Annotated in this window: 23 protein-coding genes, 1 tRNA gene and 1 pseudogene; 11 read left to right on the forward strand and 14 right to left on the reverse strand. The window is 72.0% G+C overall.

Features of this window, described 5'->3' with window-relative positions; genetic code table 11:
• The coding region (gene rocF, locus VNM44_RS03535; protein ID WP_325622685.1) for an arginase at positions 1 to 807 on the reverse strand (807 nt) is incomplete at its 3' end.
• A 72-nt stretch (positions 808 to 879) separates the two neighbouring features.
• Here rocF and VNM44_RS03540 point away from each other — a divergent pair.
• Both VNM44_RS03540 and VNM44_RS03545 read left to right on the forward strand, forming a co-directional pair.
• Positions 880 to 1377, forward strand: coding sequence for a phosphoribosyltransferase (locus VNM44_RS03540; protein ID WP_325622687.1), 498 nt, complete (start codon positions 880 to 882; stop codon positions 1375 to 1377).
• Between the two features lie 165 nt (positions 1378 to 1542).
• Positions 1543 to 1615 (forward strand) — tRNA-Phe (locus tag VNM44_RS03545).
• A gap of 16 nt (positions 1616 to 1631) precedes the next feature.
• On the opposite strand, the gene VNM44_RS03550 is transcribed toward VNM44_RS03545, so the two are convergent.
• The 7 genes from VNM44_RS03550 to VNM44_RS03580 form a co-directional block, all read right to left on the reverse strand.
• Complete coding sequence (locus VNM44_RS03550; protein WP_325622689.1) at positions 1632 to 2474, reverse strand: class I SAM-dependent methyltransferase; 843 nt, start codon at positions 2472 to 2474, stop codon at positions 1632 to 1634.
• Positions 2475 to 2564: 90 nt separating this feature from the next.
• Positions 2565 to 3584: a TIGR03842 family LLM class F420-dependent oxidoreductase gene (locus VNM44_RS03555; RefSeq protein ID WP_325622691.1), complete on the reverse strand. Its 1020-nt coding sequence runs from the start codon at positions 3582 to 3584 to the stop codon at positions 2565 to 2567.
• 29 nt (positions 3585 to 3613) lie between these two features.
• Positions 3614 to 4204, reverse strand: coding sequence for a GNAT family N-acetyltransferase (locus VNM44_RS03560; RefSeq protein WP_325622693.1), 591 nt, complete (start codon positions 4202 to 4204; stop codon positions 3614 to 3616).
• A gap of 25 nt (positions 4205 to 4229) precedes the next feature.
• The gene (locus VNM44_RS03565; protein ID WP_325622695.1) at positions 4230 to 5600 is read right to left on the reverse strand and encodes an FAD-binding oxidoreductase; all 1371 of its coding nucleotides are present in this window, start codon (positions 5598 to 5600) and stop codon (positions 4230 to 4232) included.
• A 150-nt stretch (positions 5601 to 5750) separates the two neighbouring features.
• Positions 5751 to 6938: an MFS transporter gene (locus VNM44_RS03570; RefSeq protein WP_325622696.1), complete on the reverse strand. Its 1188-nt coding sequence runs from the start codon at positions 6936 to 6938 to the stop codon at positions 5751 to 5753.
• Between the two features lie 70 nt (positions 6939 to 7008).
• Positions 7009 to 7443, reverse strand: a complete 435-nt coding sequence (locus VNM44_RS03575) for an SRPBCC family protein (RefSeq protein WP_325622698.1) — start codon at positions 7441 to 7443, stop codon at positions 7009 to 7011.
• Positions 7440 to 8681 (reverse strand): Zn-dependent hydrolase, encoded by a 1242-nt coding sequence (locus VNM44_RS03580; RefSeq protein ID WP_325622701.1) that lies wholly within the window; start codon positions 8679 to 8681, stop codon positions 7440 to 7442. Before VNM44_RS03580 ends, VNM44_RS03575 begins: the two co-directional genes overlap by 4 nt.
• Positions 8682 to 8734: 53 nt before the next feature.
• On the opposite strand from VNM44_RS03580, the gene VNM44_RS03585 reads away from it, so the two are divergent.
• Positions 8735 to 9421, forward strand: coding sequence for a Clp protease N-terminal domain-containing protein (locus tag VNM44_RS03585; protein ID WP_325622706.1), 687 nt, complete (start codon positions 8735 to 8737; stop codon positions 9419 to 9421).
• On the opposite strand, the gene VNM44_RS03590 is transcribed toward VNM44_RS03585, so the two are convergent.
• The gene (locus VNM44_RS03590; protein ID WP_325622708.1) at positions 9404 to 9889 is read right to left on the reverse strand and encodes a GNAT family N-acetyltransferase; all 486 of its coding nucleotides are present in this window, start codon (positions 9887 to 9889) and stop codon (positions 9404 to 9406) included. The genes VNM44_RS03585 and VNM44_RS03590 overlap by 18 nt on opposite strands.
• 14 nt (positions 9890 to 9903) lie before the next feature.
• Positions 9904 to 10842 (reverse strand): zinc-binding alcohol dehydrogenase family protein, encoded by a 939-nt coding sequence (locus VNM44_RS03595; protein ID WP_325622711.1) that lies wholly within the window; start codon positions 10840 to 10842, stop codon positions 9904 to 9906.
• Between the two features lie 302 nt (positions 10843 to 11144).
• Here VNM44_RS03595 and VNM44_RS03600 point away from each other — a divergent pair, with 302 nt between their 5' ends.
• Positions 11145 to 12497 carry an aminotransferase class III-fold pyridoxal phosphate-dependent enzyme gene (locus tag VNM44_RS03600; protein ID WP_325622713.1) on the forward strand — a complete coding sequence of 451 codons (1353 nt, stop codon included), beginning with the start codon at positions 11145 to 11147 and terminating at the stop codon, positions 12495 to 12497.
• A gap of 22 nt (positions 12498 to 12519) precedes the next feature.
• Here the strand turns inward: VNM44_RS03600 and VNM44_RS03605 are convergent, their stop codons facing one another.
• The 3 genes from VNM44_RS03605 to VNM44_RS03615 all read right to left on the reverse strand — a co-directional run bounded on the left by VNM44_RS03605 (position 12520) and on the right by VNM44_RS03615 (position 15368).
• The gene (locus tag VNM44_RS03605) at positions 12520 to 13296 is read right to left on the reverse strand and encodes an alpha/beta fold hydrolase (RefSeq protein WP_325622715.1); all 777 of its coding nucleotides are present in this window, start codon (positions 13294 to 13296) and stop codon (positions 12520 to 12522) included.
• Between the two features lie 334 nt (positions 13297 to 13630).
• Positions 13631 to 14104 (reverse strand): redoxin domain-containing protein, encoded by a 474-nt coding sequence (locus tag VNM44_RS03610; protein WP_325622717.1) that lies wholly within the window; start codon positions 14102 to 14104, stop codon positions 13631 to 13633.
• The gene (locus VNM44_RS03615) at positions 14085 to 15368 is read right to left on the reverse strand and encodes a replication-associated recombination protein A (protein WP_325622719.1); all 1284 of its coding nucleotides are present in this window, start codon (positions 15366 to 15368) and stop codon (positions 14085 to 14087) included. The genes VNM44_RS03610 and VNM44_RS03615 overlap by 20 nt, the downstream gene beginning before the upstream one ends.
• Positions 15369 to 15390: 22 nt before the next feature.
• On the opposite strand from VNM44_RS03615, the gene VNM44_RS03620 reads away from it, so the two are divergent.
• From VNM44_RS03620 to VNM44_RS03640, 5 genes are all read left to right on the forward strand, one after another.
• Positions 15391 to 16107, forward strand: a complete 717-nt coding sequence (locus VNM44_RS03620; protein ID WP_325622721.1) for a tryptophan 2,3-dioxygenase family protein — start codon at positions 15391 to 15393, stop codon at positions 16105 to 16107.
• Positions 16108 to 16109: 2 nt separating this feature from the next.
• Positions 16110 to 17399, forward strand: a complete 1290-nt coding sequence (locus tag VNM44_RS03625; protein WP_325622724.1) for a M20/M25/M40 family metallo-hydrolase — start codon at positions 16110 to 16112, stop codon at positions 17397 to 17399.
• A gap of 105 nt (positions 17400 to 17504) precedes the next feature.
• Positions 17505 to 17765, forward strand: a complete 261-nt coding sequence (locus tag VNM44_RS03630) for a hypothetical protein (RefSeq protein ID WP_325622726.1) — start codon at positions 17505 to 17507, stop codon at positions 17763 to 17765.
• Complete coding sequence (locus tag VNM44_RS03635; RefSeq protein WP_325622728.1) at positions 17758 to 18258, forward strand: isoprenylcysteine carboxylmethyltransferase family protein; 501 nt, start codon at positions 17758 to 17760, stop codon at positions 18256 to 18258. Before VNM44_RS03630 ends, VNM44_RS03635 begins: the two co-directional genes overlap by 8 nt.
• Positions 18259 to 18648: 390 nt before the next feature.
• On the forward strand, positions 18649 to 19812 hold the full coding sequence (locus VNM44_RS03640; RefSeq protein WP_325622730.1) for a lactate 2-monooxygenase: 1164 nt from the start codon (positions 18649 to 18651) through the stop codon (positions 19810 to 19812).
• Positions 19813 to 19830: 18 nt separating this feature from the next.
• On the opposite strand, the gene gnd is transcribed toward VNM44_RS03640, so the two are convergent.
• Complete coding sequence (gene gnd, locus VNM44_RS03645) at positions 19831 to 20850, reverse strand: phosphogluconate dehydrogenase (NAD(+)-dependent, decarboxylating) (protein ID WP_349258004.1); 1020 nt, start codon at positions 20848 to 20850, stop codon at positions 19831 to 19833.
• Positions 20851 to 20942: 92 nt separating this feature from the next.
• Here gnd and pgi point away from each other — a divergent pair, with 92 nt between their 5' ends.
• Complete coding sequence (gene pgi / locus VNM44_RS03650; protein WP_325622734.1) at positions 20943 to 22574, forward strand: glucose-6-phosphate isomerase; 1632 nt, start codon at positions 20943 to 20945, stop codon at positions 22572 to 22574.
• A gap of 1 nt (position 22575) precedes the next feature.
• A pseudogene (locus tag VNM44_RS03655) lies at positions 22576 to 22980 on the forward strand (hypothetical protein); the annotation flags it as partial.

A 22980-nucleotide genomic window follows, 5' to 3' on the forward strand; every position in this document is an offset into this window, starting at 1 on the left:
CGAGCCGACGATGCCCGACTCGGCGAGGTCCTCGCACGCAAGATGCGCCTCGCGGTAGGTGAGGCCGCCCTTCACAGGGGTGCCGACGCCGGGCGCGATCTCGGGATCGAGCGCATCGAGGTCGAGCGAAACGTGGACGAAGCCGGGTCCGGAGACTCGGTCGATCGCCTCGCGCACGGCCCGCTCGATGCCGATACGGTCGATTTCGGTCATCGTGATCACCCTGATTCCGGTCTCGCGAATCAGCACGCGCTCGGCCGGGTCCAGCGACCGCACGCCGACCAGGCACACGCGGGCGGGATCGACCGCAGGCAACGCCAGTTCTTCGTGGGCGAAGCCGTCGCCGGCGAGACCCAGCGCCGCGGCGAGCGGCATGCCGTGGACGTTGCCCGTAGGACTGGTCGCCGGTGTGTTGAGGTCGCCGTGCGCATCGATCCAGACGACGCCTCCGGGCCGTCCGGCGGCGGCCCGGAGCCCCGCGAGGGTTCCGAGCGCGACCGAGTGGTCGCCGCCGAGCACGAGAGGCAATGACCCCGCGGCAACGACCTCCTCGACGATTCCGGCCAGCTTCGCGCACGCCTCGAGGATCTCCGGCAGGAACCGCGCGCGCTCGTCGCGCAGGGCGAGCGCCTCCGGCTCCGGCGCGATCAGGTTCCCGCGGTCGTCGACCACGCACCCGAACGACGTCAGCCGCTCCTCGAGGTCGGCGTACCGGATGGCCGACGGGCCCATGTCGACGCCGCGGCGTCCCTGGCCGAGGTCGAGCGGCGCGCCCACGATGGTCACCGTGCGGGGCGTCGCGGCCACGGCAGCGGAGGCTACCCGGCCGGAGTCGCCACCGCTACGAGCCTTGCCGAGGCGGATCGGGTAGCGTCAGGCATGGCCGTCGGGCGCGAGGTGATGAGCTGGAGCGACCTCGGCACCGGTACGAGGGCACTCGCGGAGCAAGTCGCCGGCGACGGCTACGACCCGGACATGATCCTCTCGATTGCCCGCGGCGGCTTGCTCGTGGGGGCGGGCCTCGGGTATGCGCTGTCCGTGAAGAACGTCTACACGATGAATGTCGAGTACTACACAGGCGTCGACGAGCGGCTCGAAGTGCCGCGGATCCTGCCGCCGGCCCCGGATTTCGTCGACCTCCACGACGCACGGATCCTGATCGCCGACGACGTCGCGGACACGGGTCACACGCTGGAGAGCGTCCAGGACTTCTGCGCGGGGAAGGTCGGAGAGACCCGGATCGCGGTTCTCTACGAGAAGCCGCAGACCGTCGTGTCGTGCGACTACGTCTGGAGGCACACCGACCGCTGGATCGACTTCCCCTGGAGCGCCCAGGCGCCGGTCGTCTCGCGGGTCCACGCCGTGCACGACGCCTGAAACTCGGCACGAAGGCGGCACAGACACGTCACACGCCGGCGGTTATCGTGACTCCAGGGGGTCGAACACCCCCATGGGGGGTCGCGGTCCGTCGTCCTGCGGCCCCGTTCCACCGCACGCGCCATGCACGGGTGGATCGTGCGCCCGGCTACACTCAGCGGCCGGGGCGAGGTAGCTCAGTTGGTAGAGCACACGGCTGAAAACCGTGGTGTCGCCGGTTCAAGTCCGGCCCTCGCCATTCCGTCGCCGATCGGTCACCCGGCGCGTGCTGCGAGCGCAACGCGGGCGAGGCCGGGGACGACGAGCTCACCTCCCGGCCCGATGTAGCGCTCGAGGCGACGCTCCGACGCGACCCGCACCGCCTCGGCCTCGTCCGGCGTCAGACGCTGCAAGAGCAGCGCGAGCATCCGCGACATGTCCCGCGTGATGGCCCACCAGGCCCCGAGCGACGGCGCGCGCCACGTGAGAGGGACGTCCTCGACCGTTTCGACCCGAAGGCCCGCATCCTCGAGGAGCGAGGCGAGCCGGCCGTCGCCCGAGAGTCTGAACGGGCCCGGTGCGTCCGGGTCGGGCCGCTCCATGAGGCCCAGCTCGAGCGCGCTGCGCCCCGAGGCCGTCATCCACTCGTTCTCCTCGGGGGAGGCCCACACCGCGACCGCAGCGCGGCCGCCCGGCCGGAGGACGCGTGCGATCTCGGCGGCCGCGCCCTCCATGTCGGGCACGAGCATCAGGCCCCAGCGACAGAGCACGCCGTCCACGGACGCGTCCGCGAGCGTCAGCGACGCGGCGTCCTCGACGGCGAACCTCACGTTGTCGAGCCCGAGCTCGGCGGCTCGGCGCCGCGCCGCCTCGAGCATCTCCGGCGCGACGTCGGTCGTCAGGAGCTGGCCGCCGGGAAGGATCCGCGGGTATGCCAGGAACCCGGTATCGCCCGGGCCGGCCGCAAGCTCGAGGACCGACTGACCCGGTCGCGGGTCGAGGAGCTCCACGAGCCTCTCCGACACCACGTGGGTCGCCGACCAGATCAGCGCACGTTGTCGCTCCCATCCCGCCGCGACCGACCGCCACGCCTGGATGTTTTCCTCGCGCGTGCTCACGGGAGAAGCTTCGAGGACGCACGGCCGTACGCCGTTCGTCCGCGCCCCGCGCAGAAGGAGGGGGGTCGTCGGGAAGCCATGCGTCCCCGCCTAGGCCGCGGCTCCGGCGAACGTGGGAATCACATCGCGGCCGTAGGCCTCCAGCGTCTCCTCCTGGCCGTGGGTCATCAGGTAGATCGAGTAGTGATCGACGCCGATCGACTCGAGCTCGCGGAGCTTCGTCGTGATCTGGTCGATGTCCCCGAGCACGGAGAAGCGGTCGCAGATCTCGTCGGTGACGAACTCGCCGTGCTTCGCGCCCACGCGCGAGTGTTCGTCGTAGTCGTAGAACTTGCGCGCCTCGACGTAGTCGGTGAGAGCCTTCGGCACGACCGACCCGTCGGTCCCGTACCGTTCGATCAGGTCCTTGACATGGTTCGAGACCATGGCGGGGAACCACCGTGTCTGCTCGCGGCCGTCTTCGATCGGGCCGACGTGGCTCGGCGCGCAGACGATGCACTTGAGCGCCGCGGGGTCCCGGCCCGCCTCCTCGGCCGCGGCGCGCGCAGTGCCCATGATCCACTGGATGATCTCCGGGTCGGCCAGCTGGATGACGACGCCGTCGCCGACGCGACCGGCGACGCCGAGCGCCTTGGGGCCGTACCCGGCGACCCACATCGGGATTTCGGGCAGCTCCGGGCGCACCCACTTGAGCTGGAGATCGGTGTCGTTCCAGTGCACCTCCCGGCCGTTCATGAGGTCCTTGATCATCGCCAGCCGGCGCTCGAACTCCGCGACGCGAACCGGCTGCTGGCCGATGTAGCGGCGCGCCGAGTCGCCGCGGCCGATACCCATCACCATCCGGCCGTCCGAGATGTCGTGCATCGTCGCGTAGAGGCTTGCGAGGACGGTCGGCTCTCGCGTGCCCGGGTTCGTGACGAGATGCCCGAACTTCATCGTCGACGTGGCCTGGATCGCCATCGTCAGCTGGACGAACGACTCCTGCCAGAGGACGTGCGAGTCGTATGTCCAGCCGATCTCGAAGCCGTTCTGCTCCCCGAGCTGCATCAGCTCGACCAGCCGGCTCGCGGGCGGATCGGGGAGAACGGTGACGCCGAAAGTGAGTGGCATGTGCTGAACCTCCGTCGTGTGCGAAGCAGTCAGTATCGGCGGTCGTCCGCCCGCGTGCCAGCGGACCCGCCGCGCCACTCCCTCGCGAGGAGAGCGTAGACGAGCTCACTCTGCCATTCGCCCTTGACCCATTCGTTCTCGACGAGATGCGCCTCGCGGCGCATGCCGAGCTTCTCCAGCACGCGGGCGGAGCCGGTGTTGCGTGGCTCGAGGCGCCCGACGACCCGGTGGAGACCGAGCTCCTCGAAGGCGAAGGCGAGCATTGGTCTCGAGGCCTCCGTGGCGTAGCCGCGTCCCTGGTGGAGCGGGTGGACGACGAACCCGAGCTCGCCCTGGCGGTGCGTCTCGCTCGCCCAGAACAGCGAGAGATCGCCGACGAGCTCGCCGGTGTCGCGGAGCGTCACCGCGGCGCCGAGCCAGTCGCCCTCGGCGTGCAGAGCCGCTCCGGCGATCTTCCGCTCCAGCAACTCGCGCGTCTCGTTGAGTGTCCGCGGGTCGTTGTAGAGCCAGCGCACGACGGCTTCGTCGGAGTGGATCGCGTGGAGCGCGTCGAGGTCGTCGGCCTCGAACGGACGGAGCAGCAGACGGTCGGTGCGAAGCGGCCAGTCCGGGGCGGTCACCGACGCACTGTAGAGCGACCGAGGCTCAGTGCAGTGCCGGCACGATGCTCTGCGCGAAACGGAAGATGTTGTGCGGGTCGTACTGCTTCTTCACCCGGCGGAGCCGCGCGTAGTTGGAGCCGTAGTAGGCGAGCCCCCAGTGCGGCAGCTCGCGGTCGATGTAGTTCTGGTACGCGAAGCCGGACACGTGCGGCCTCATCGCCGCGTACGCGTTCCGAAGCCAGCTCGTGGCCGCCTGCGCTCCCGCGTCGCCGGCTGCGGCGCTCCAGCCCGCGATGTACTGGAGCGAGAACGAGGCGTCGCGGTGAACGAAGGCGGTGGCAGCCTTCGGCACGCGGTTGATCGCGCCGCCGTACGCGTCGAACAGCACGGAGCCGCCCGCGGGGGTCGCCGCTCGCGCTTCGACCGCCTGGACGAGCGCGGCGATCGCGGCGGCCGACAGTTGCCCGTTGACGTAGTCCGATTTCGCCGCGAAGCTCGAGCGGCCGACCCCGTCGCCGAGCCGACAGTGCAACGCGTCGGAGCAGCCGGCCCAGAGCAGCATCGCGTCGAGAAACGGCATCGTGGTGATCTCGAGCGTGTCCGGCGCCGTCCCGGCGGCGAAGAACGACGCGAGCAGCGCCTGGAGCTGCGGCTCCGTGCCGAAGAACTGGCCGCTCGAGCCGACGCGGAGCCTGCCGGCGTCGGACGACTCGAGGTCGAGCAGCGAGAACAGGTCGTCAGGGGCAACGGGCGCCCAGCGCTGCCACGCGTCGACGACGCGCGCCGCATCCGACCACGGCCAGCCGGCCCGGTAGATGGTCACGTCCCCGACCGGATGGGTCGTGAGCGTGAAACGTGTCGCGACGCCGAAGTTGCCGCCGCCTCCGCCGCGTCCGGCCCAGAAGAGGTTCGGGTTCCGCTGGGTGCTACACGGCCGCACGACGCCGTCTGCCGTCACCATCGTGAAGCTTCGGACGTTGTCGCTGGTCAGGCCCAGCTTCCGCCCCGAGAAGCCGACGCCGCCTCCGAGCGCGAGCCCGGCGATGCCGACGGTCGGGCAGGACCCACCGGGAATTGCGAGGCCGTGGGCCGCCAGCTCGCGGTAGACGTCCATCAGGCGTGCGCCGGCGCCGATCCCCACCGTCCCCGCCGCCGCGTTGACGGTGATCGAGGCGAGGCGCGAGACGTCGATCACGACCCCCGTGGTCGTCGAGTAGCCGGCGTAGCTGTGACCACCGCTGCGGGCCCTGAGCGGGACGCCGTTCGCGCGCGCCCAGAGGATCGTCCGCGAGACGTCGATCGCGCTCTCGCAGTAGACGACCGCGAGCGGGTGGACGGCGTCGAAGCGAGGGCTGTACAGGAGCCGTGCGGCGTCGTAGCCGGGGTCGCCCTGCGCCACGACCGTGCCGGTCACACGCGATCGAAGGGCACCGAGATCCGGGCCGCTGCGCGGGCGGCGTGCGACGGCCGGCAGCGTGCCGGCGGCGATCGCGAGCCGTCCCGCACGCTCTAGCAGCCCGCGGCGGTCGAATCGGGGATCGGCGGCGGACGTCGTCCGCCCAGTCTACGACGGGCGCTGCGGCCCGGGCGACGCAGGAAGGCGGGCGACGAACGGCAGCGCGACAACGGCGAGCAGGCCGACCGCCGCGAACGCCGCCGCTCCGTCGCCGGGGAGATCGAACGCGAGGCCTGCGACGGGTGTCCCGACGAGGATCGCGAGCACGGCGCAGCCGTTGACGAGCGCGACCGCCGCTCCCGGTGCGTCCGGGCGGAGCCGCTGCACCGTCTCGAAGATCACGGCGAACGGGAAACCGGCGGCAAGCCCGAGCGCGAGCGCCCCGAGCGCCGACAGCCAGAGCGGCCCGCCCACGGCGAGGACGAGCGCGCCGCCGGCGACGGCGAGGAGCGAGAGGCCGACCAGCCGCCTGCGCCAGCCAGGCCACCGGTGGACGACGGCGCCGCCGAGCGGTCGCGTCAGGATGCCGGCGAGGAGGACGAGGCTTCCGAGTGCGCCCGCCACGGCGGAGCCCGCGCCGCGGCGCTCGAGCAGGGGAACGACCCAGTTGCCCGCGATGACCGCGAGCCCGAACGTCGCCGCCTGGAGGACGCCGAGGGGCAGCAGGTCGGGGTCGCGCAGGACGCCCCGCGACGCGCGTCCCACGGTGCGGAGCGTCCGCACGCGGAAGAGTGGGATCGCCGCGGCGATCGCGAGCGCGAGCCCGGTCGCGTACGGGGCGCGCCAGCTCGTCGCGTCCGTCAGCGGCGGGACGATGACCAGCGCGAGGCCGCCGCCCGCCATCGTCGCGGCGCCGTAGAGCCCCCGCACCACGGGACCGCCGCGTCCCGCGCGGACGAGATCGAGACCCGTGACGAAGGCGGCGCCCGACCCGGCACCGACGACGAGCCTCCCCAGGAGCCCGAGCGCGACATTCGCCTCGAGCAGAAGCAGCGCGTTCCCGACCGCCGCCGCACCGCAGGCGCCGAGCGCGACGCGGTGCGGCCCGAAGCGGTCCGACCAGACACCCGCCGGGAGCTGCGAGGCGAGCTGCGTGACAAAGAGCGCGGTGGTGAGCAGGCCGATCGTCGCGAGCGACGTGCCGTACGCCTCCGCGAGCGGGTCCGCGACCGCCCCGACGTTCGAGACGTTCCAGGTGAGGAAGCAGCCGACCACGAGGCCGGCGACGATTGCGACGGCGTCGGGCGCCCGCGCGTGCCGATTGCGCGCCGATTGCTCCACACCCGCGTGTCGCACGCCGTCGGGAGCCTACTGTGGCGGTGTGGCGGGTGACATCTCGGGGTGAGATGCGGCGGGCCGTCGTCGTTCAGACGCCCGCTTCCAGCACCGCTTTGAGCCGCTCGAAGTCGCCGCGAGCCCTGCGCTCGGCCGCCCTGCGAACGAGCGGCCCGCCGAGCCCGAGGAGCTTTCCCGGATCCGCCTCCGCGACCACCCGGAGCGAGGTGCCCGCGTCGCTCGGCTCGAGGAGATGCCGGATCGAAACGCGCACTGGGCCGGAGACGGTCTCGAGGGTCAGCTCCCGCCCCGGCTCTGCGACCGCCGCCTCGAGCGTCGACTCGACCCGCTTGCCGAGGAACGAGCGCACTTCGGTGAACGAGGCGCCGGCGGACAGCGGGCCGACGGGGGCGTCACGGACCTCCTCGACGTCCGCCTGCCAGTCGGGCAGGTTGCCCGGGTCGGCGAGGTACGCATAGACCTCCGCCGGCGGCCGCGCGATGTCGACCGCCAGCTCGTACCTCAACGGGTCGCTACCCAGTCGATCGTCTTCGTGGCGAGCCTGTCGAGCGCGGCGACGGAGAGCTCGAGGTGCTCCGGCTTCGTGTCCTCGAGCTTCGTGTGCGAGAGCCCGCGGAGACTCTGGACGAAGAGCATCACCGTGGGGACCCCGGCGCGGGACACCTCCGCGGCGTCGTGGAGCGGCCCGGACGGCAGCCGGTGCGACGTCCCCGCGACCTCGCGGATCGCGTCGTCGGCGTAGCCGATCAGCGTCTCGTCGAAGAGGATCGGCTCGATCGACCAGATCTTCTCCCAGTCGACGTCGACCTGCTCCTCCTCCGCGAACCCGCGCGAGAGCTCCTGCGCCCGGGAGAGCATCGACGCCAGCTTGCCTGGGTCGAGGTGACGCTGGTCGAGGAGCTGCTCCGCGGTCTCGACCACGGAGGTGACGATTCCCGGGCGGCACACGACGCCTCCCGATGTGCACACGGCTCCGTCGCCGGCCTCGCGCGCGACGTCGCGGATCGCCAGGGCGAGCTTTGCCGCCCCGGCGAGCGCGTCGCGTCGCCTGTCCATCGGCGTCGAGCCGGCATGAGCGGCCTGTCCCGTCCACGTGATGCGCCAGCGCTCGACGCCGAACGTCCCGAGCACGACCCCGAGCGGCAGGTCGAGCGACTCGAGCACCGGGCCCTGCTCGATGTGGAGCTCGAGATACGCCGCCGCATGCTCGAGCTGGGAGTGCGCGTCGACCGCCCGGTCGAGGTCGACGCCGTACGCGCCGACCGCGTCGGGCAGCGTCACGCCGTCGCGGTCGACGAGCTTCCGCAGGTCGTCCTGGTCGACCATCGACCCGGCGGCTGCCGAGGAGCCGAACAGCGAGCGGCCGAAGCGCGCCCCTTCCTCGTCTGCCCAGTCGACGAGCCGGACCGTCACGGACGGCGTCCCCTCCTCGGCGATGCGGCGCAGCACTTCGGCGCCGGCGAGGACGTTGAGGCAGCCGTCGAGCCAGCCCCCGTTCGGGACGGAGTCCATGTGGCCGCCGATCAGAACGGCGCGCTCGGACGTGCCGCGCAGGGTGTACCAGTCGTTTCCGGCCTGGTCGCGCTCCACGTCGAGCGGCAGGTCGGTCAGCGACGCCGCGAGCCAGTCGCGGCCCTTCGCCCACGTTTCCGTCCAGGCGACCCGCTGCTCGCCCTTCTCGTCCCCGGTCAGCGAGCGAAGCTCACGGAGACGGGAGACGACACGGGAGGGATCGAGCGCCATCGGCCCGAGCTTAACCCTCTGACCTCGAGGCACGTGGTAACGAATGACCTCGGATGACGATCGGCGGAGAAGGTGAACTGCGCGGCGAGCCGGGCGTCGGCGCCTGGAGCGAGGCGCGCCGCCTCGACCACCACTGGGTCGGCGAAGAGCACGTCCTCCTCGCCCTCGTGCGCGGCGGCGGTGTTGCCGGAGACGTGCTGCGTCAGGCCGGCGCGACGCCGGAGCGGCTCGAGGCGACGATTGTCCAAGGGTTGGAGCGCGCGGATCCGCCGGTCGAACGGCGGAGCAGCGACGCTCTCACGCCCACGCCCGCCGTCTACCGCCTTTCCGGCCGGGCCGAGGGTCTCGCCCTCGCCCGCGGTACGGAGCCGACGCCGGACGACGTCCTCGTGGCGCTCGTCTGGCATGCGGGTCTCGGCGCGTCGCTGCTCCGCGCGCTCGATGTGGACCGCGCGTCCCTCGCGGTGGCGCTCGCCCGTGCCGGTCTCGCGGTGCCGCCCGGCGAGCCGGAGCCGCTCGACCTCCGGCCCCGGAAGCGGGTCGACGTCCCGTACGAGCGGCTCGGGGAGCTCCTCCGTGTGCTCCCGGCACGCCTGCCCGAGGGCAGCCGGTTCGGGTTCAACCTCCACCACGAGACGCGACGCGCGTGGATCGTCGTCGACGAGGAGGTCGACGCGGAGCGACTCGTCGAGGAGGTTCTCGCCGGTCGCCCTGATGGGGCGTCAGTCGCCGGTGAGTAGCAGACCCATGTCGATCAGGTCCCAGAGCTCGCCGTTCGCGCGCCGGATGTGCTTGCGGCGGCGGCCCTCGACCTCGAATCCGTGCTTCCGGTACAGGGCGATCGCGGCGTCGTTGTGCGGGAAGACGCCAAGCGAGAGCTTGTGCAAGCCGCGCTCCCGGCCCCACTCGATCGCCGCCGCGAGGAGCGCCGAGCCGACGCCTCGACCGCGCCAGTCGCGCGCGACCAGCATCCCGAGCTCACCGAAGCCGAAGAACGGGCCGTCGATCCAGATCCCGCCGACGACGTCGTCGCCGACCGTCGCGACGATCGTCGCGTCGACGTGAAACGCCGCCGCGCGACGCTCGACGTCGACCGGCGGCTCCGCTGCGATGCCGTCTCGCTCCTCTGCGACGGCCGCGAAGAGGCCCGCGAGTGGGCCGCGGTCCTCGTCTCGTGCGGGGCGGATCGCGAACGGCCGCTCGGGCACGTCGGACGAATCGTCTAGGGGACGAGCACGAGCTTCGTCCCGGCGCCCTCGGCCTGGCGCTGCCACGCGGACGCGACGTCGTCGAGCGGCACGCGCTCGACGTCGAACGCGATGTCTCCGGCGACCACGTGACCGACGAGGCGCCGGTAGTGATCCGCGAGCTCGTCCTCTGCCAGCGCGAAGTTCGTGTGGCCGAGGATGGAGAGGTTCTTGAAGCGGACAGCGGCCGACGCGAGCTCCGAGGTCGCGCCTGCCGACTGGCCGAGGTTGACGAGCGTCGCCCGCGGAGCGGCCGCCTGCACGGCCGCTGCGGCCGGCGCGCCCCAGAGCGGGTCGAAGACGTAGCTCGGACCGGCACCGCCGAAGGCGTCCTTGAAGGCCGCGACGAGGTCGTCGGCCTCGTCGAGGCGCACCGTCGCGTCCGCTCCCAGCGAGGCGGCCCGCTCGAGGCCCTCGGGACTCCGTCCCGCCGCGACGACACGGCGCGCGCCGAGCAGCTTTGCCGCCTGCACGGCAACGAGGCCGACCGAGCCCGTGGCGCCGAGCACGAGGACGTCCTCGCCGCCTTCGAGCGGCGCCCGCCAGGCGAGCGGCAGCCAGCCGGCGAGACCCGCGATGCCGAGCCCAGCCGCGACTGCGGGATCGGCGCCTTCGGGGACCTCGATCACGAACGCGTCGCCGACGGCAGCCCGCTCGGCCATCGTCCCGTTCGTGGTACGCCCGAGCGTGCCGCCGAAGACCCACACGAGCCGGCCGTCCGACGTCCGTCCGACGCCTTCGCAGCCGGGCACGTAGGGCAGCGGCGGATGGCCGGTCGCGAGGATCCCGCGCGAGACGGCGAGGTCGATCGGGTTGAGCGGCGCGGCGACGACATCGATCGTCTCGCCTTCCGGCGCGTCGGCATCGCCCGCTTCGGGCAGGGCACCGACCTCTCGGATCAGGGCGGCTCTCACGAGCCTGAGCCTAACGGGTCCGGATGGGGCGGCCACAGGTTCGGGTGCGGCGACGCTGCCTCTCTGGTCCCATCCCAAACCCCCGTTCGCGTCCGGCGGCCAGCTCGCGAACACCCTCGGCCGTGAGGGGCTCGACGTGGAGCCGATCGACCGCCTGCGTCGTCGCGAGATCACCCAGGCAGATGCGGAGGGGAATGGTCGCGCGCGAGCTCGTCGTCCCGCTACGTGACGATGACTGTCGTTCAAGCCCCGGCCGCATGGGGGCTACGATCGGGGAAGCGAACGAGCGAAGGAGCGTGGAGATGGCCATCGTCGAGGCGAACCCGAACCTCGGTGCCGAGATCGTCGCAGACGCGAAGGAGTACGTCCTCTACTCCTGGTCGGTTCAGGACCAGATCAACCCGATCGCCGTGGCCGGGGCCGAAGGCCGTCACTTCTGGGACTACGACGGCAAGCGCTATCTGGACTTCGCCTCGCAGCTCGTCAACGTCAACATCGGGCACCAGCACCCGAAGATCATCCAGGCGATCAAGGACCAGGCAGACGTGCTCTGCACGATCGGCCCGCCGATGGCAAACGAGTCCCGCTCGCGGCTCGGGCGGATGCTCGCCGAGGTCACGCCCGGCGACCTGTCTGTCTCCTTCTTCACGAACGGCGGCGCGGAGGCGAACGAGAACGCGGTCAAGCTCGCGCGGCTCGTCACGGGCCGCAACAAGATCGTGGCGCGGTACCGCTCCTATCACGGCGCGACGACCGGCGCGGTCACGCTGACCGGCGACCCGCGTCGCTGGGCCGTCGAGCCCGGGATGCCCGGCGTCGTTCGGATGTTCGACCCGTACACGTATCGCTGCCCCGCCGGCCACCCCGACCCCTGCCCGGTCTGCACCGGGGCGCCGCACCTCGAGGAGATCCTCGAGTACGAGGGCGCGCACACCGTGGCTGCGGTGATCCTCGAGACGGTCACCGGGACGAACGGGATCATTCCTCCGCCCGACGGCTATCTCCAGGCGATCCGCGAGGTGTGCGACCGGCACGGGATCCTGCTGATCCTCGACGAGGTCATGGCCGGGTTCGGCCGGACCGGGCGCTGGTTCGCGTGTGAGAACTGGGACGTCGTCCCGGACATCATCACCGTCGCCAAGGGGATCAACTCGGGCTACGTCCCACTCGGAGCGATGATCGCCCGTGGGGAGATCGTCGACCAGGTGCGCGGCCGGTTCTTCCCCGGCGGCCTCACGTACGCGGGACACCCGCTTGCGTGCGCGTCGGCGATCGCGTCGATCGAGGCGTTCCAGGAGGAAGGCATCGTCGAGAACGCCGCCAAGATCGGCGCGGACCTCGGCGATGCGCTGCGCGGCCTCGCCGATCGTCATCCGTCGATCGGCGACGTGCGCGGCCTCGGCTGCTTCTGGGGCGTCGAGCTCGTCAAGAGCCGCGAGACGAGGGAGATGCTCGTGCCCTACAACGCCGGCGGCGAGGCCGCCGCACCCGTTTCGCGGCTCGCGAAGGCGGCGCTCGAGAAGGGGCTCTACCTGATGACCCACTGGAACGTGATCATGGTCGTGCCCCCTCTCACGGTCACCCGCGAGGAGGTCGACGCGGGCATCGCGATCCTGGACGAGGTGCTCACGATCGCGGACGAGTACGTCGTGTAGCGCGCTTGCTCCGTCGGCGCCGTCAGGCAGGCGTCCTGGTCAGGAAACGGGTCACCGCGTCGGCCGTCTCCTCGAGGGCGTCCCAGAGGACGGTGTGCCCGCCCGGGACGATCACGACCTCGAGGAGGTCGCCGAGCGCCGCGCGGTGGTCTTCGAGCAGGTGGTCGTAGGGAAGGTAGGAGTCCGCGCCGAGCACCAGGAGTGTCGGTACCCGGACGGCGCCGAACGCCGGCGGGGCCGTCGCGAGCTCGGAGTAGGCGGTGACGACGCATGCCTGCGTGTACCGGTACCGCCACGCGCCGTTCTCCTCGACGAGGTGCTCGCGCAGTTCGTTCTCCACCAGCTCGCGGGGTGCCGCGTGGAGCTGGCTCTCCTCGTAGCGGCGGTCGACTGCGTCCTCGAACGAGGCGTACGACCGCTCGGCGCGGGCGTTCTCCGCCGCCCAGAGGGCTACGTGCGGCGGCAGGAGGATCGCCGGGTCGAGCAGCACGACCCGCTCGACCGAGCCGGGACGACGGGCCGCGTGCTCGAACGCGAGCCGGGCGCCGAACGAGTGCCCGAGCCAGACGGGCGCGTCTCCCACCGAGCGCTCGACTGCGTCGAGATGGTCGTCGAGACGCCATGGCGGCTCGCGTGTGGAGCGGCCGTGACCGAGAAGATCGGGCGCCAGCACGCGATGCGTGCCCTCGAGGTGGGATGCGAGGGGTGCGAAATGCCCTCCCCATGCCGTGACCCCGTGTAGGCACACGACCGCGGTGGCGCCCTCGTCGCCCCAGGCATGGACGTTCAGGCGCGTCACGGACGCCCGCGGCCTTCGTGGGAGCGCGCGGCGAGGGGCGGCCGGTCACGCGACGTGTCGCGGGCACTCGGCGTCGCGAACCGCGCCGGACCGGCAACGAACGGCGCCGGTCCGCGCCCCCTGAGGGGGGTGCGAGCCCCCCTGGAGTCACGGTATCGGGGAATCCTTGACGAGAGTGGGTCAACTTCGTGCCGACTCTGTGTCCGCCAGCGTGGGCGCAGGGCGGCGAGCCGTGCGTGCCTCGCGAGAGCAGCCCGCACGAGCTGCGCCGGCGGCGGCGGCGCCTGCGGCGCGCTCGCGACGGTGCGTCCCGCGGACCCGGCCGACGTGCGGCTCACGTCCCGTCGCGGCCGAGCGTCTCGAGCGACTCGGGGACCATCTCGGTGCGGCGCGTGCCCTGGTCCTTGACGAGCGACCAGATCACGGTGCCGTCGGTGTCGATCAGGAACGTCCCGCGGATCGGCGCACCGTTCGATTCGTTGAAGACGCCGTAGCGCTTCGCCGTCTCGCCGTGCGACCAGAAGTCCGACGCGAACGTGTACTCGGCGCCGAGGTCGCGCTTCCAGGCCTGCCGCGCCGCGGACGTGTCGCACGAGACGAAGACGATCTCCGTGTTCGCGTTGCGGAACGACGGGAGGTTCTCCTGCAGGTCCTGCGCCTCCTCTGTGCACACCGGCGTGAACGCAAACGGATGGAAGACGAGCAGCACGTTCGACTTCCCGCGGTAGTCGGAGAGACGGACGCGCGGCTTTCCCGCCGCTTCCTCGAGGTCGAACTCCGGAGCTCTGTCACCCGTCCCGATCGCCACCCAGCGCCTCCTCGGCCTCCTCGCCGTTCGCGGACGGAACATAGTACGCCCGCCCTCGCACGCTCTCGGGCAGATGGTCGATGCCCGCGCGGCTCGGGTCCTCGTGCGGCGAGACGTAGCCCTCGCCGTGGCCGCGGTCGGCCGCCCCGCGGTAGTGCGCGTCCCGCAACGTGGCCGGTGGGGCGGCGATTCCCTCGCGACGGACGTCGGCGCGTGCGTTCCAGATGGCGCGGGCGGCGGCGTTCGACTTTGGCGCACGTGCGACGTAGATCGCCGCCTGTGCCAGGTTGAGCTGCGCCTCGGGAAGGCCCACGTGCTCCACGGCCTGCGCCGCCGCCACGGCGACCAACAGTGCGCGCGGGTCGGCGTTGCCGACGTCCTCGCTGGCCGCGATCACGATCCGGCGCGCGAGGAAGCGCGGGTCCTCGCCGCCCTCCAGCATCGCCGCGAGGTAGTAGACCGCCGCGTCCGGGTCGCTGCCCCGCATCGACTTGATGAAGGCCGACGCGAAGTCGTAATGCCGGTCGCCGGCGCGGTCGTAGCGCAGCGGCCGTTTCCGTGCGACGTCCTCGATGTGTCCGACGCCGACGTGCTCTCCCGCAGCGGACGCCGTCTCCCAGGCGAGCTCGAGCGTCTGGAGCGCCGTCCGTGCGTCGCCACCCGCGCGCGCGGCGATGGCCGTGACCACCTCGTCGGCCAGCTCGGTCGGGAGCGCCGCTGCACCGCGCCGGATCACGTGCTCGAGCTGCTCGAGCGTGAGGGGCTCGAGCTCGATCACGGTGCAGCGGGAGAGCAGCGCCTGGTTCACCTCGAAGTACGGGTTCTCCGTCGTCGCGCCGATCAACGTCACGAGCCCGTCCTCGACGGCGTGCAACACGGAGTCCTGCTGGCGCTTGTCGAAGCGATGGATCTCGTCGATGAAGAGGATCGTCCGGATGCCGTTGCCGCCGAGCCGATCCCGAGCCCGTGCGAGGACGGCGCGGACGTCGTCGACCCGTGCCGATACGGCCGACAGCTCCTCGAACACCGCCGACGACGACTCGGCGACGATCCGCGCGATCGTCGTCTTTCCCACGCCGGGCGGCCCGTGGAGGATCATCGACGGCGCGCGTCCCTCCTCGATCGCGCGCCGGAGCGCGGTGCCCGGCCCGAGGACGTGCTCCTGCCCGATGAGCTCGTCCAGCGAGCGCGGCCGGACGCGGTGCGGGAGCGGCGCGATCGCCGCCGCCTGCGCAGCTGCGGAGTCGCTGAAGAGGTCGCTCATCGAGGCCAGTATGCTCACGCCGATGTCTGCGACCGACGAGGACTTCGATACTCCGATCCTCCCGGGCGGGGCGCCCTCGGACTACGAGCGCTACCTCAACACCGAGGAGCTTCTTGCGCTCCAGAAGGGCCCGGAGGAGTGGGTCCACCGCGACGAGCTCCTCTTCCAGGTCGTCCACCAGTCGGGCGAGCTCTGGCTGAAGCTTGCGACGAGCGACGTCGAGGAGGCGGCCCGGCTCACGGAGGAGGGCGACGTGGCGGAGGCTGCGCGCCACCTGCGGCGGCCGCTCCGCTGCCTGCGCTTTGCGACGGACCAGCTCGACATGCTCGAGGAGCTCTCGCCCTGGGAGTACCAGGAGATCAGAAAGGTGCTCGGGCACGGCAGCGGGTTCGACTCGCCCGGCTGGCGGTCGCTTCGCGCCGCCCTGCCGCGCCTCGGGCAGGCGTTCCACGCGCGGCGCCGCGAGGCGGGCCTCTCGCTCGCCGAGCTCTACGTGCAGCGCCGCGACCACGACGCGCTCTACCGGCTGGCCGAGTCGCTGATCGAGCTCGACGAGTGGTGCCAGACGTGGCGCATCCGCCACTATCGCGTCGTCGCGCGCGTGATCGGCGACGCTGTCGTCGGGACCCAGGGCACGCCCGTCGAGGTTCTCGGCCGGCTCGTCCAGACAGTGGTGTTCCCGGAGCTCTGGGAGGTCCGCAACGAGCTGACGGCGAGGTCGAAGGCCGAGAGCTCGTAGGGATGTCGCTCCGGGCCGAGGCGACGGCGCTCCTGCAGGAGCTGATCCGCCTCGACACGGTCAATCCGCCGGGCAACGAGACACTCGCCGCGGAGGTGCTGCGGCACTACCTGGCCCGGAACGGCGTCGAGAGCCGGATCGTCGCGAAGACCCCTGATCGCGCCAATCTCGTGGCGCGCCTCGAGGGCGGCGGCGGGCCGGGGCTCGTCCTCCTCGCCCACACGGACACGGTGCTCGCCGACGCGGCCGAGTGGGCGCGCGACCCCTGGTCGGGCGACCTCGTCGACGGCGAGGTCTGGGGCCGCGGCGCGCTGGACATGAAGGGGCACGTCGCAGCTGCGGCCGTCGCGTTCGCTTCCCTCGCCAGGGAGGGAGCGAGCCCGCCCGGCGACGTGCTCCTCGCACTGACCGCCGACGAGGAGGTCGGCGTCGACTTCGGCGCCTCCTGGCTGGCGCGGGAGCACCCCGAGACCGTGCGGGCGGGGTTCGGGCTCAACGAGGGCGGCGGCGAGCGGTGCGTGTTCGGCGGGCGCGTCTTCTACCTCTGCGCCGTCGGAGAGAAGGCGACTGCGCCGTTCAAGCTCCGGCTGCACGGGCGGAGCGGGCACGCATCCGACCCGCACGCCGCCGACAACGCTCTGCTGAAGGCGGGGCCGGTCCTCGAGGCGCTCGCGCGTCTCGAGCCGCCGCGCTCGCTCATCCCGGAGGTGCAGGCGTTCCTCCAGACCGTGCTCGGAGACGTGCCGCCGCTCGAGGAGGCGCTCGACCGCGCTCGCGGGCTCCACCCGCTCGCCGGCCAGCTCGTCGCGCCGCTGCTGTCGGCCACGCTCTCGCCGACGATGATCGAGGCCTCGCGCAAGCGGAACGTCGTCCCGGGTACCTGCACGATCGAGGTCGACTGCCGCCTGCTTCCCGGCCAGGAGCTTGCCGAGATGGAAGCGCTCCTCCGCGCCGGCGTGCCCGGCGAGTGGGAGCTCGATTGGATCACGGCCGAGCACGTCGGTGGGACGCGGTCAGCCCTCGAGACGCCGCTGAGGAGCGCGCTCGAGGCCTGGGTCGAGCGGACGGAGCCGGGCGCACGCCTCGCCCCGGTCGTGTGCGCGGGGTTCACCGACAGCCACTACCTTCGCAAGGAGCACGGGACGACCGTCTACGGGTTCTTCCCGCTCCGGGGGATGGATCCGCAGCTCGCAGCGAGCCTCGTGCACTCGGCCGACGAGCGGATTGCGGTCGACGACGTGGAGCTCGGCGTCGACCTCTTCCGGCACGTCGCGATGACGCTCGGAAGCTGAGTGGCGCCGCGCGGTCGCGGAGGCAGTCGCGTCCTGCGGCGGGGAGGTCGGTTCTGCGTCTGCGTCCCACACCCCTTCTCGAGGTCAGGCGAGTTCGAGAGCCGTGTGGACGACGCGCCGTTCACGGTCGCGGGCTCGTACCTCGCGGAGACGGACTACGAGCTCGCCGGCGACCGGGGCGGGATCGCCTTTCGCTTCGTGAGCCGCCGGTTCCCACTCGAGTCGTGCTCCCGTGCGCTCGGGAGTGCCGGCATTGCGATCGAGGTCGTGCCCGAGCCGCCGCTTCCGGCCGTCGAGCGCCATCGCCGAACCCGCATCCCTGTGTTCGTCATGTGGGGAGCGGTGCGCGTCGCGAGCGATGACTAGGGCCCGCGCCGCGCTGGGCAGCCTCGTGTTCCTCGTCGCCGCGCCGGGAGTCGTCGCCGGCCTGATCCCGTGGCTGCTCACGCGCTGGGACGCCCGCGACGGCGTGCCCTGGCCGTTGCGCCTGGCCGGGACAGCGCTCGTCTGCGCCGGCATCGCCGCGCTCCTCGAGGCGTTCCTGCGGTTCGTCGTCGAAGGCATCGGAACGCCGGCCCCTGTCGCGCCGACCGAGCATCTCGTCGTGGGCGGCCTCTACCGCTTCGTCCGGAACCCGATGTACCTCGCGGTCGGCGCGATCATCGTCGGCCAGGCGCTGCTCCTCGGGCGTGCCGTGCTACTTGCTTACGCCGCGGTCTTCGCCGTCGCCGTCGCGGCGTTCGTGCACTTGTACGAGGAGCCGACGCTCGCCCGACGGTACGGCGTGGAATACGAGTCGTACCGTCGTGCCGTTCCCGGCTGGTGGCCCCGGTGGACGCCGTGGCGAGGCCGCGGCTGAGCCTTTTCACGGCACGTGCAGCGGCGGCGCCGGTGTCGCGCTGCCCTCGGCCTCGATCGGGGCGGCGGTCGGCCCAGAGTCCGCCGACCATGAAGAAGAGGGCTCTCGAGCCCATCGCCGCCGCGAGGACGAGCCCGAGGTCGGTCGCGTCTCCGATCTCGAGGGCCGCAAACGCCGTGGCTACGGGAACGAGCGCGTCGCCGACCGAGGAGAGGGTTCCGCCCAGCCAGGGTAGGCGGAACTCCGTCCCCTCAGGACGTCGAGGCTCCTCGGGACGGTCGGGAAGCGTGGGATGCGCCCAAGTCAACGCGCCCGCGTGTCGCGCCGCAAGCCGGTTGACCGGGCGCGACGATCCGGGCGAGACTCTCTCGGACCGACGAGGGAGGAGTGATGGGCGCCTTCGGCGCGTATCAGAACGAGATCTATCAGGGCGGGCTCGAGGAGGTCAGGCCCGAGCTGCCGACCGACCTGACGCGGCTCGAATCGCTGGCCGAGCAGCGCATGCCCGGAGAGGCGTTCGGCTACGTCGCGGGCTCCGCCGGCTCGGAGGCCACAGCACGCGCGAACCGGGCGGCGTTCGAACGGTGGCGGATCGTGCCGCGCATGCTGCGCGACGTCTCGACGACGGATCTCTCGACGACCGTCCTCGGCACCGCCATGCCCGCGCCTGTCGCGCTGGCGCCGATCGGCGTCCTCGGGATCGTGCACCCGGACGGCGAGTCGGCGGTCGCCCGCGCGGCGGGATCGTTCGGCCTGCCGATGGTGGTCAGCACTGCCGCGTCGACGAGCCTCGAGGAGATCGCCGTCGCGGGCGGCGACGCGCCGCGCTGGTTCCAGCTCTACTGGCCGAAAGACCCAGACCTGGCACTCAGCTTCCTCCAGCGTGCGGCAGCCGCCGGCTATCAGGCGCTCGTCCTGACGGTCGACACGTACACGATGGGCTGGCGGCCGCGCGACCTCGACAACGCGTTCCTGCCGTTCCTGCGCGCGGTCGGCAACCAGAACTACTTCTCCGATCCCGTCTTCCAGGGGCTCGTCGGCGGGCCGATCGGCGAGGACAACCGGCTCGCCGCGATCCTCCACTGGGCGGCGACGTTCGGGAACCCCTCCCTCACGTGGGACGACCTCGGCTTCCTGCGCGATAACTGGCGCGGTCCGATCGCGTTGAAGGGGATCCTGCACCCCGACGACGCGCGCCGGGCCGCCGACGCGGGAATGGACGGCGTGATCGTCTCCAACCACGGCGGTCGCCAGGTGGACGGAGCCGTCGCGGCGCTCGACGCCCTCCCCGCGATCGCCGAGGCTGTCGGCGACCGACTCGAGCTGCTCTTCGACAGCGGCGTGCGCACCGGGGCCGACGTCGTCAAGGCACTCGCGCTCGGCGCGCGCACGGTGCTGCTCGGCCGTCCCTACGCGTACGGCCTCGGCCTCGGGGGCGAGGCAGGTGTTCGGCATGTGCTGCGCTGTGTGCTCGCGGAGCTCGAGCTGACGCTCGCGCTGTCCGGCGTGACGCGGCCGGCCGAGCTCGGGCCGGAGCTGCTCGTCGCCGCCTGACCCGCGAGCGAGGTTCGCCTACCCGGCGTGCTTCTCGACGTGCCCGCCGAACTGCTTGCGCATGGCGGAGAGCAGCCGGTTCGCGAAGTCGGCCTCCCCACGGGAGGAGAACCGCTCGAACAGGGCGGTCGTCAACACGGGCGCCGGCGTGCCGGTGTCGATCGCCGCGATCGACGTCCAGCGACCCTCGCCCGAATCGGAGACCCGACCGCCGAAGTCCTCGAGCGTCGGCGACTCGTGGAGCGCTGCGGCGGTCAGATCGAGGAGCCAGGAGGCGACGACGCTGCCGCGCCGCCACACCTCGGCGATCGCGGCGACGTCGAGGTCGTAGCGGTACAGCTCGGGCTGCTCCAGGGGCGCGGTCTCGGCGTCCGCTTCACGGTCCGTCGCGCCTGCGTTCGCGTGGTGGAGGATGTCGAGCCCCTCGGCATAGGCGGCCATCAGGCCGTACTCGATCCCGTTGTGCACCATCTTCACGAAGTGGCCCGCACCGGCGGGGCCGCAGTGGAGCCAGCCGAGCTCCTCCGAAGCGGGATCGCCCGACCGGCCGGGCGTGCGCTCGGCGCTCCCGAGGCCCGGCGCGAGCGACGTGAAGAGCGGCGCGAGCCGCGCGACGATCCCGTTCTCGCCGCCGATCATCAAGCAGAAGCCGCGCTCGAGGCCGAAGACACCGCCGCTCGTGCCGACGTCGAGGTAGTGGATCCCACGATCCGACAACTCGCGAGCGCGGCGGATGTCGTCGTGATAGCGCGTGTTGCCGCCGTCGATGACCGTGTCGCCGGGCTCGAGGAGCGAGCCGAGCTCGGCGATCGCGCGCTCCGTGATCGTCCCGGCGGGCACCATCACCCAGACCGTGCGGGGCGCCTCGAGCGCTTCCACCAGCTCCCCGGCGGAGGCCGCACCCGCCATGCCCTCGCCCTCGAGCGCGCGGATCGCGTCGGCGCTGACATCGGTGCCGACGCACCGGTGGCCGTCGCGCATGGCACGCCGCACGAGGTTCGCGCCCATCCGTCCGAGACCCACCATCCCGAGCTGCAGCGACGTGCTCGCGGCCATCGCCCCTCCCGCGGTCGACCATCTAGAGTCATTCGAGTCTACGGCTCGCGGGCAGCCGCCCGTCCCGGGAGGAGATGACGGACACGCTCACACGAGGCCCCGCGTGGCAGGCCCTGGGACGGCACCACGGCGCCGTCCGCGACCTGCGTCTGCGCGACCTGTTCGCCGCCGACGCGCGTCGCGCCGAGCGCCTCTCGTTCGAGGCGGCCGGGATCCACGCCGACCTGTCGAAGCACCGGATCACCGCCGAGACGGTCGAGCTGCTGCTCGCGCTCGCCCGCGAACGGAGGGTGGCGGAGCACCGTGACGCGATGCTCCGCGGCGAGCACGTCAACCGGACCGAAAACCGGCCGGCGCTCCACGTCGCGCTGCGGATGCCTCGCGGGCGGTCGCTCGTCGTCGACGGTCGGGACGTCGTCCGAGACGTCCACGAGGTGCTCGATCGCATGGCCGCTTTCGCCGATCGCGTGCGCTCGGGCGAGTGGCGCGGCCAGACCGGAGAGCGAATCCGCGCCGTCGTGAACATCGGGATCGGCGGCTCCGACCTCGGCCCCGCGATGGCGTACGAGGCGCTGCGGGAGTTCGGCGACCGCGAGCTCACGGTGCGCTTCGTCTCGAACGTCGACGCGACCGACCTCGTCGAGAAGCTTCGCGGCCTCGACCCGGCCGCGACGCTCGTGATCGTCTCCTCGAAGACGTTCACGACGGTCGAGACGATGACGAACGCCCGCGGCGCGCGGCAGTGGCTGCTCGACGGGCTCGGCGGAGACGGCGCCGCGATCGCGAAGCACGTCGTCGCGGTGTCGACGAACCTCGAGGCCGTCGCCGAGTTCGGGATCGACCCCGCAAACGCATTCGGCTTCTGGGACTGGGTCGGCGGACGCTACTCGATGGACTCCGCGATCGGCCTGTCGACCATGGTGGCGATCGGGCCGGAGGGGTTCCGCGACATGCTGGCGGGCTTCCATGCCGTCGACGAGCACTTCGCCGGCGCGCCGCTCGAGCGGAACCTCCCGGTGCTGATGGGGCTGCTCGGGGTCTGGTACCGGGACTTCTTCGGCACGCAGACACACGCCGTGCTGCCCTACGAGCAGTACCTCGCGCGATTCCCGGCGTACCTCCAGCAGCTCGTGATGGAGTCGAACGGCAAGCGCGTGACCCTCGACGGCGATCCCGTCGACGCCGGAACGGCACCCGTCGTGTGGGGCGAGCCGGGCACCAACGGGCAGCACAGCTTTCATCAGCTCCTCCACCAGGGAACGGTGCTCGTCCCGGCCGACATCATCGCCTTCGCGCGCGCGTCGAACCCGCTCGGGGAGCACCAGGACCTCCTTCTCGCGAACGCTCTCGCCCAGGCACAGGCGCTTGCGTTCGGCAGGACCCCCGAGGAGCTCGGAGCCGGCGGCGTCCCCGAGCGCCTCGTGCCCCACAAGGCGATGCCGGGCGACCGGCCGTCGACGTTCCTCCTGCTCGAGCGCCTGACACCCTTCGCCCTCGGGTCGCTCGTGGCGCTCTACGAGCACGTCGTGTTCACGCAGGGCGCGATCTGGGGCATCGACTCCTTCGACCAGTGGGGCGTCGAGCTGGGGAAGGAGCTCGCGGTCGCGCTCGCGCCGGCGGTGACGGCCGGCACACCCGACGCGAGCGCCGACGGATCCACCGCCCGTCTCGTCTCGCTGATCGGCCGGCTGCGCGCGGGAGATTGACGTGCTCGAGCTGTGGGAGGCCGAGGGTGCGTTCGCGCGGATCGAGTCCTGGCTCCTCGAGCGCGGATTCTTCGCGCCGGGAGGCGAGAGGCTCGTCGCCGACCTGTACCTCGGCTACGGGCTCTCGCAGACGATCCGGCGGACGTCGTCGCCCGCCCCGGAGGAGCCCTGCCGGCTCCCCCTCGTCGCCTGCTCCGTCCGCCGGCATCGTCACGATGTCAGTTATGGCAACGTGGGCGAAGATCTGGAGATCGGCTCTTGGCATCGGACGTGGACCGGACGCGAGCACGCCGCTGCGGTGGACAGCGTGCGCGCAGCGATCGCCGCAGGTGACGTCTACCAGGTCAACCTCGTCCAACACCTCTCGGCCCGTTTCGCGGGTTCCGCGGCCGCGCTCGCCGCCCGG

Source organism: Gaiella sp. (assembly GCF_035558935.1).
Taxonomy (GTDB): domain Bacteria; phylum Actinomycetota; class Thermoleophilia; order Gaiellales; family Gaiellaceae; genus Gaiella.

What these genes read in the sequence shown, in the direction of transcription:
- VNM44_RS03620 (WP_325622721.1), top strand. Translation starts at nt 15,391, where the DNA reads ATGTCTGCGACCGACGAGGACTTCGATACTCCGATCCTCCCGGGCGGG.
- VNM44_RS03600 (WP_325622713.1), top strand. Translation starts at nt 11,145, where the DNA reads ATGGCCATCGTCGAGGCGAACCCGAACCTCGGTGCCGAGATCGTCGCA.
- pgi (WP_325622734.1), top strand. Translation starts at nt 20,943, where the DNA reads ATGACGGACACGCTCACACGAGGCCCCGCGTGGCAGGCCCTGGGACGG.
- VNM44_RS03585 (WP_325622706.1), top strand. Translation starts at nt 8,735, where the DNA reads ATGACGATCGGCGGAGAAGGTGAACTGCGCGGCGAGCCGGGCGTCGGC.
- VNM44_RS03635 (WP_325622728.1), top strand. Translation starts at nt 17,758, where the DNA reads ATGACTAGGGCCCGCGCCGCGCTGGGCAGCCTCGTGTTCCTCGTCGCC.
- VNM44_RS03580 (WP_325622701.1), bottom strand. Translation starts at nt 8,681, where the DNA reads ATGGCGCTCGATCCCTCCCGTGTCGTCTCCCGTCTCCGTGAGCTTCGC.
- VNM44_RS03540 (WP_325622687.1), top strand. Translation starts at nt 880, where the DNA reads ATGGCCGTCGGGCGCGAGGTGATGAGCTGGAGCGACCTCGGCACCGGT.
- VNM44_RS03640 (WP_325622730.1), top strand. Translation starts at nt 18,649, where the DNA reads ATGGGCGCCTTCGGCGCGTATCAGAACGAGATCTATCAGGGCGGGCTC.
- VNM44_RS03625 (WP_325622724.1), top strand. Translation starts at nt 16,110, where the DNA reads ATGTCGCTCCGGGCCGAGGCGACGGCGCTCCTGCAGGAGCTGATCCGC.
- VNM44_RS03615 (WP_325622719.1), bottom strand. Translation starts at nt 15,368, where the DNA reads ATGAGCGACCTCTTCAGCGACTCCGCAGCTGCGCAGGCGGCGGCGATC.
- VNM44_RS03555 (WP_325622691.1), bottom strand. Translation starts at nt 3,584, where the DNA reads ATGCCACTCACTTTCGGCGTCACCGTTCTCCCCGATCCGCCCGCGAGC.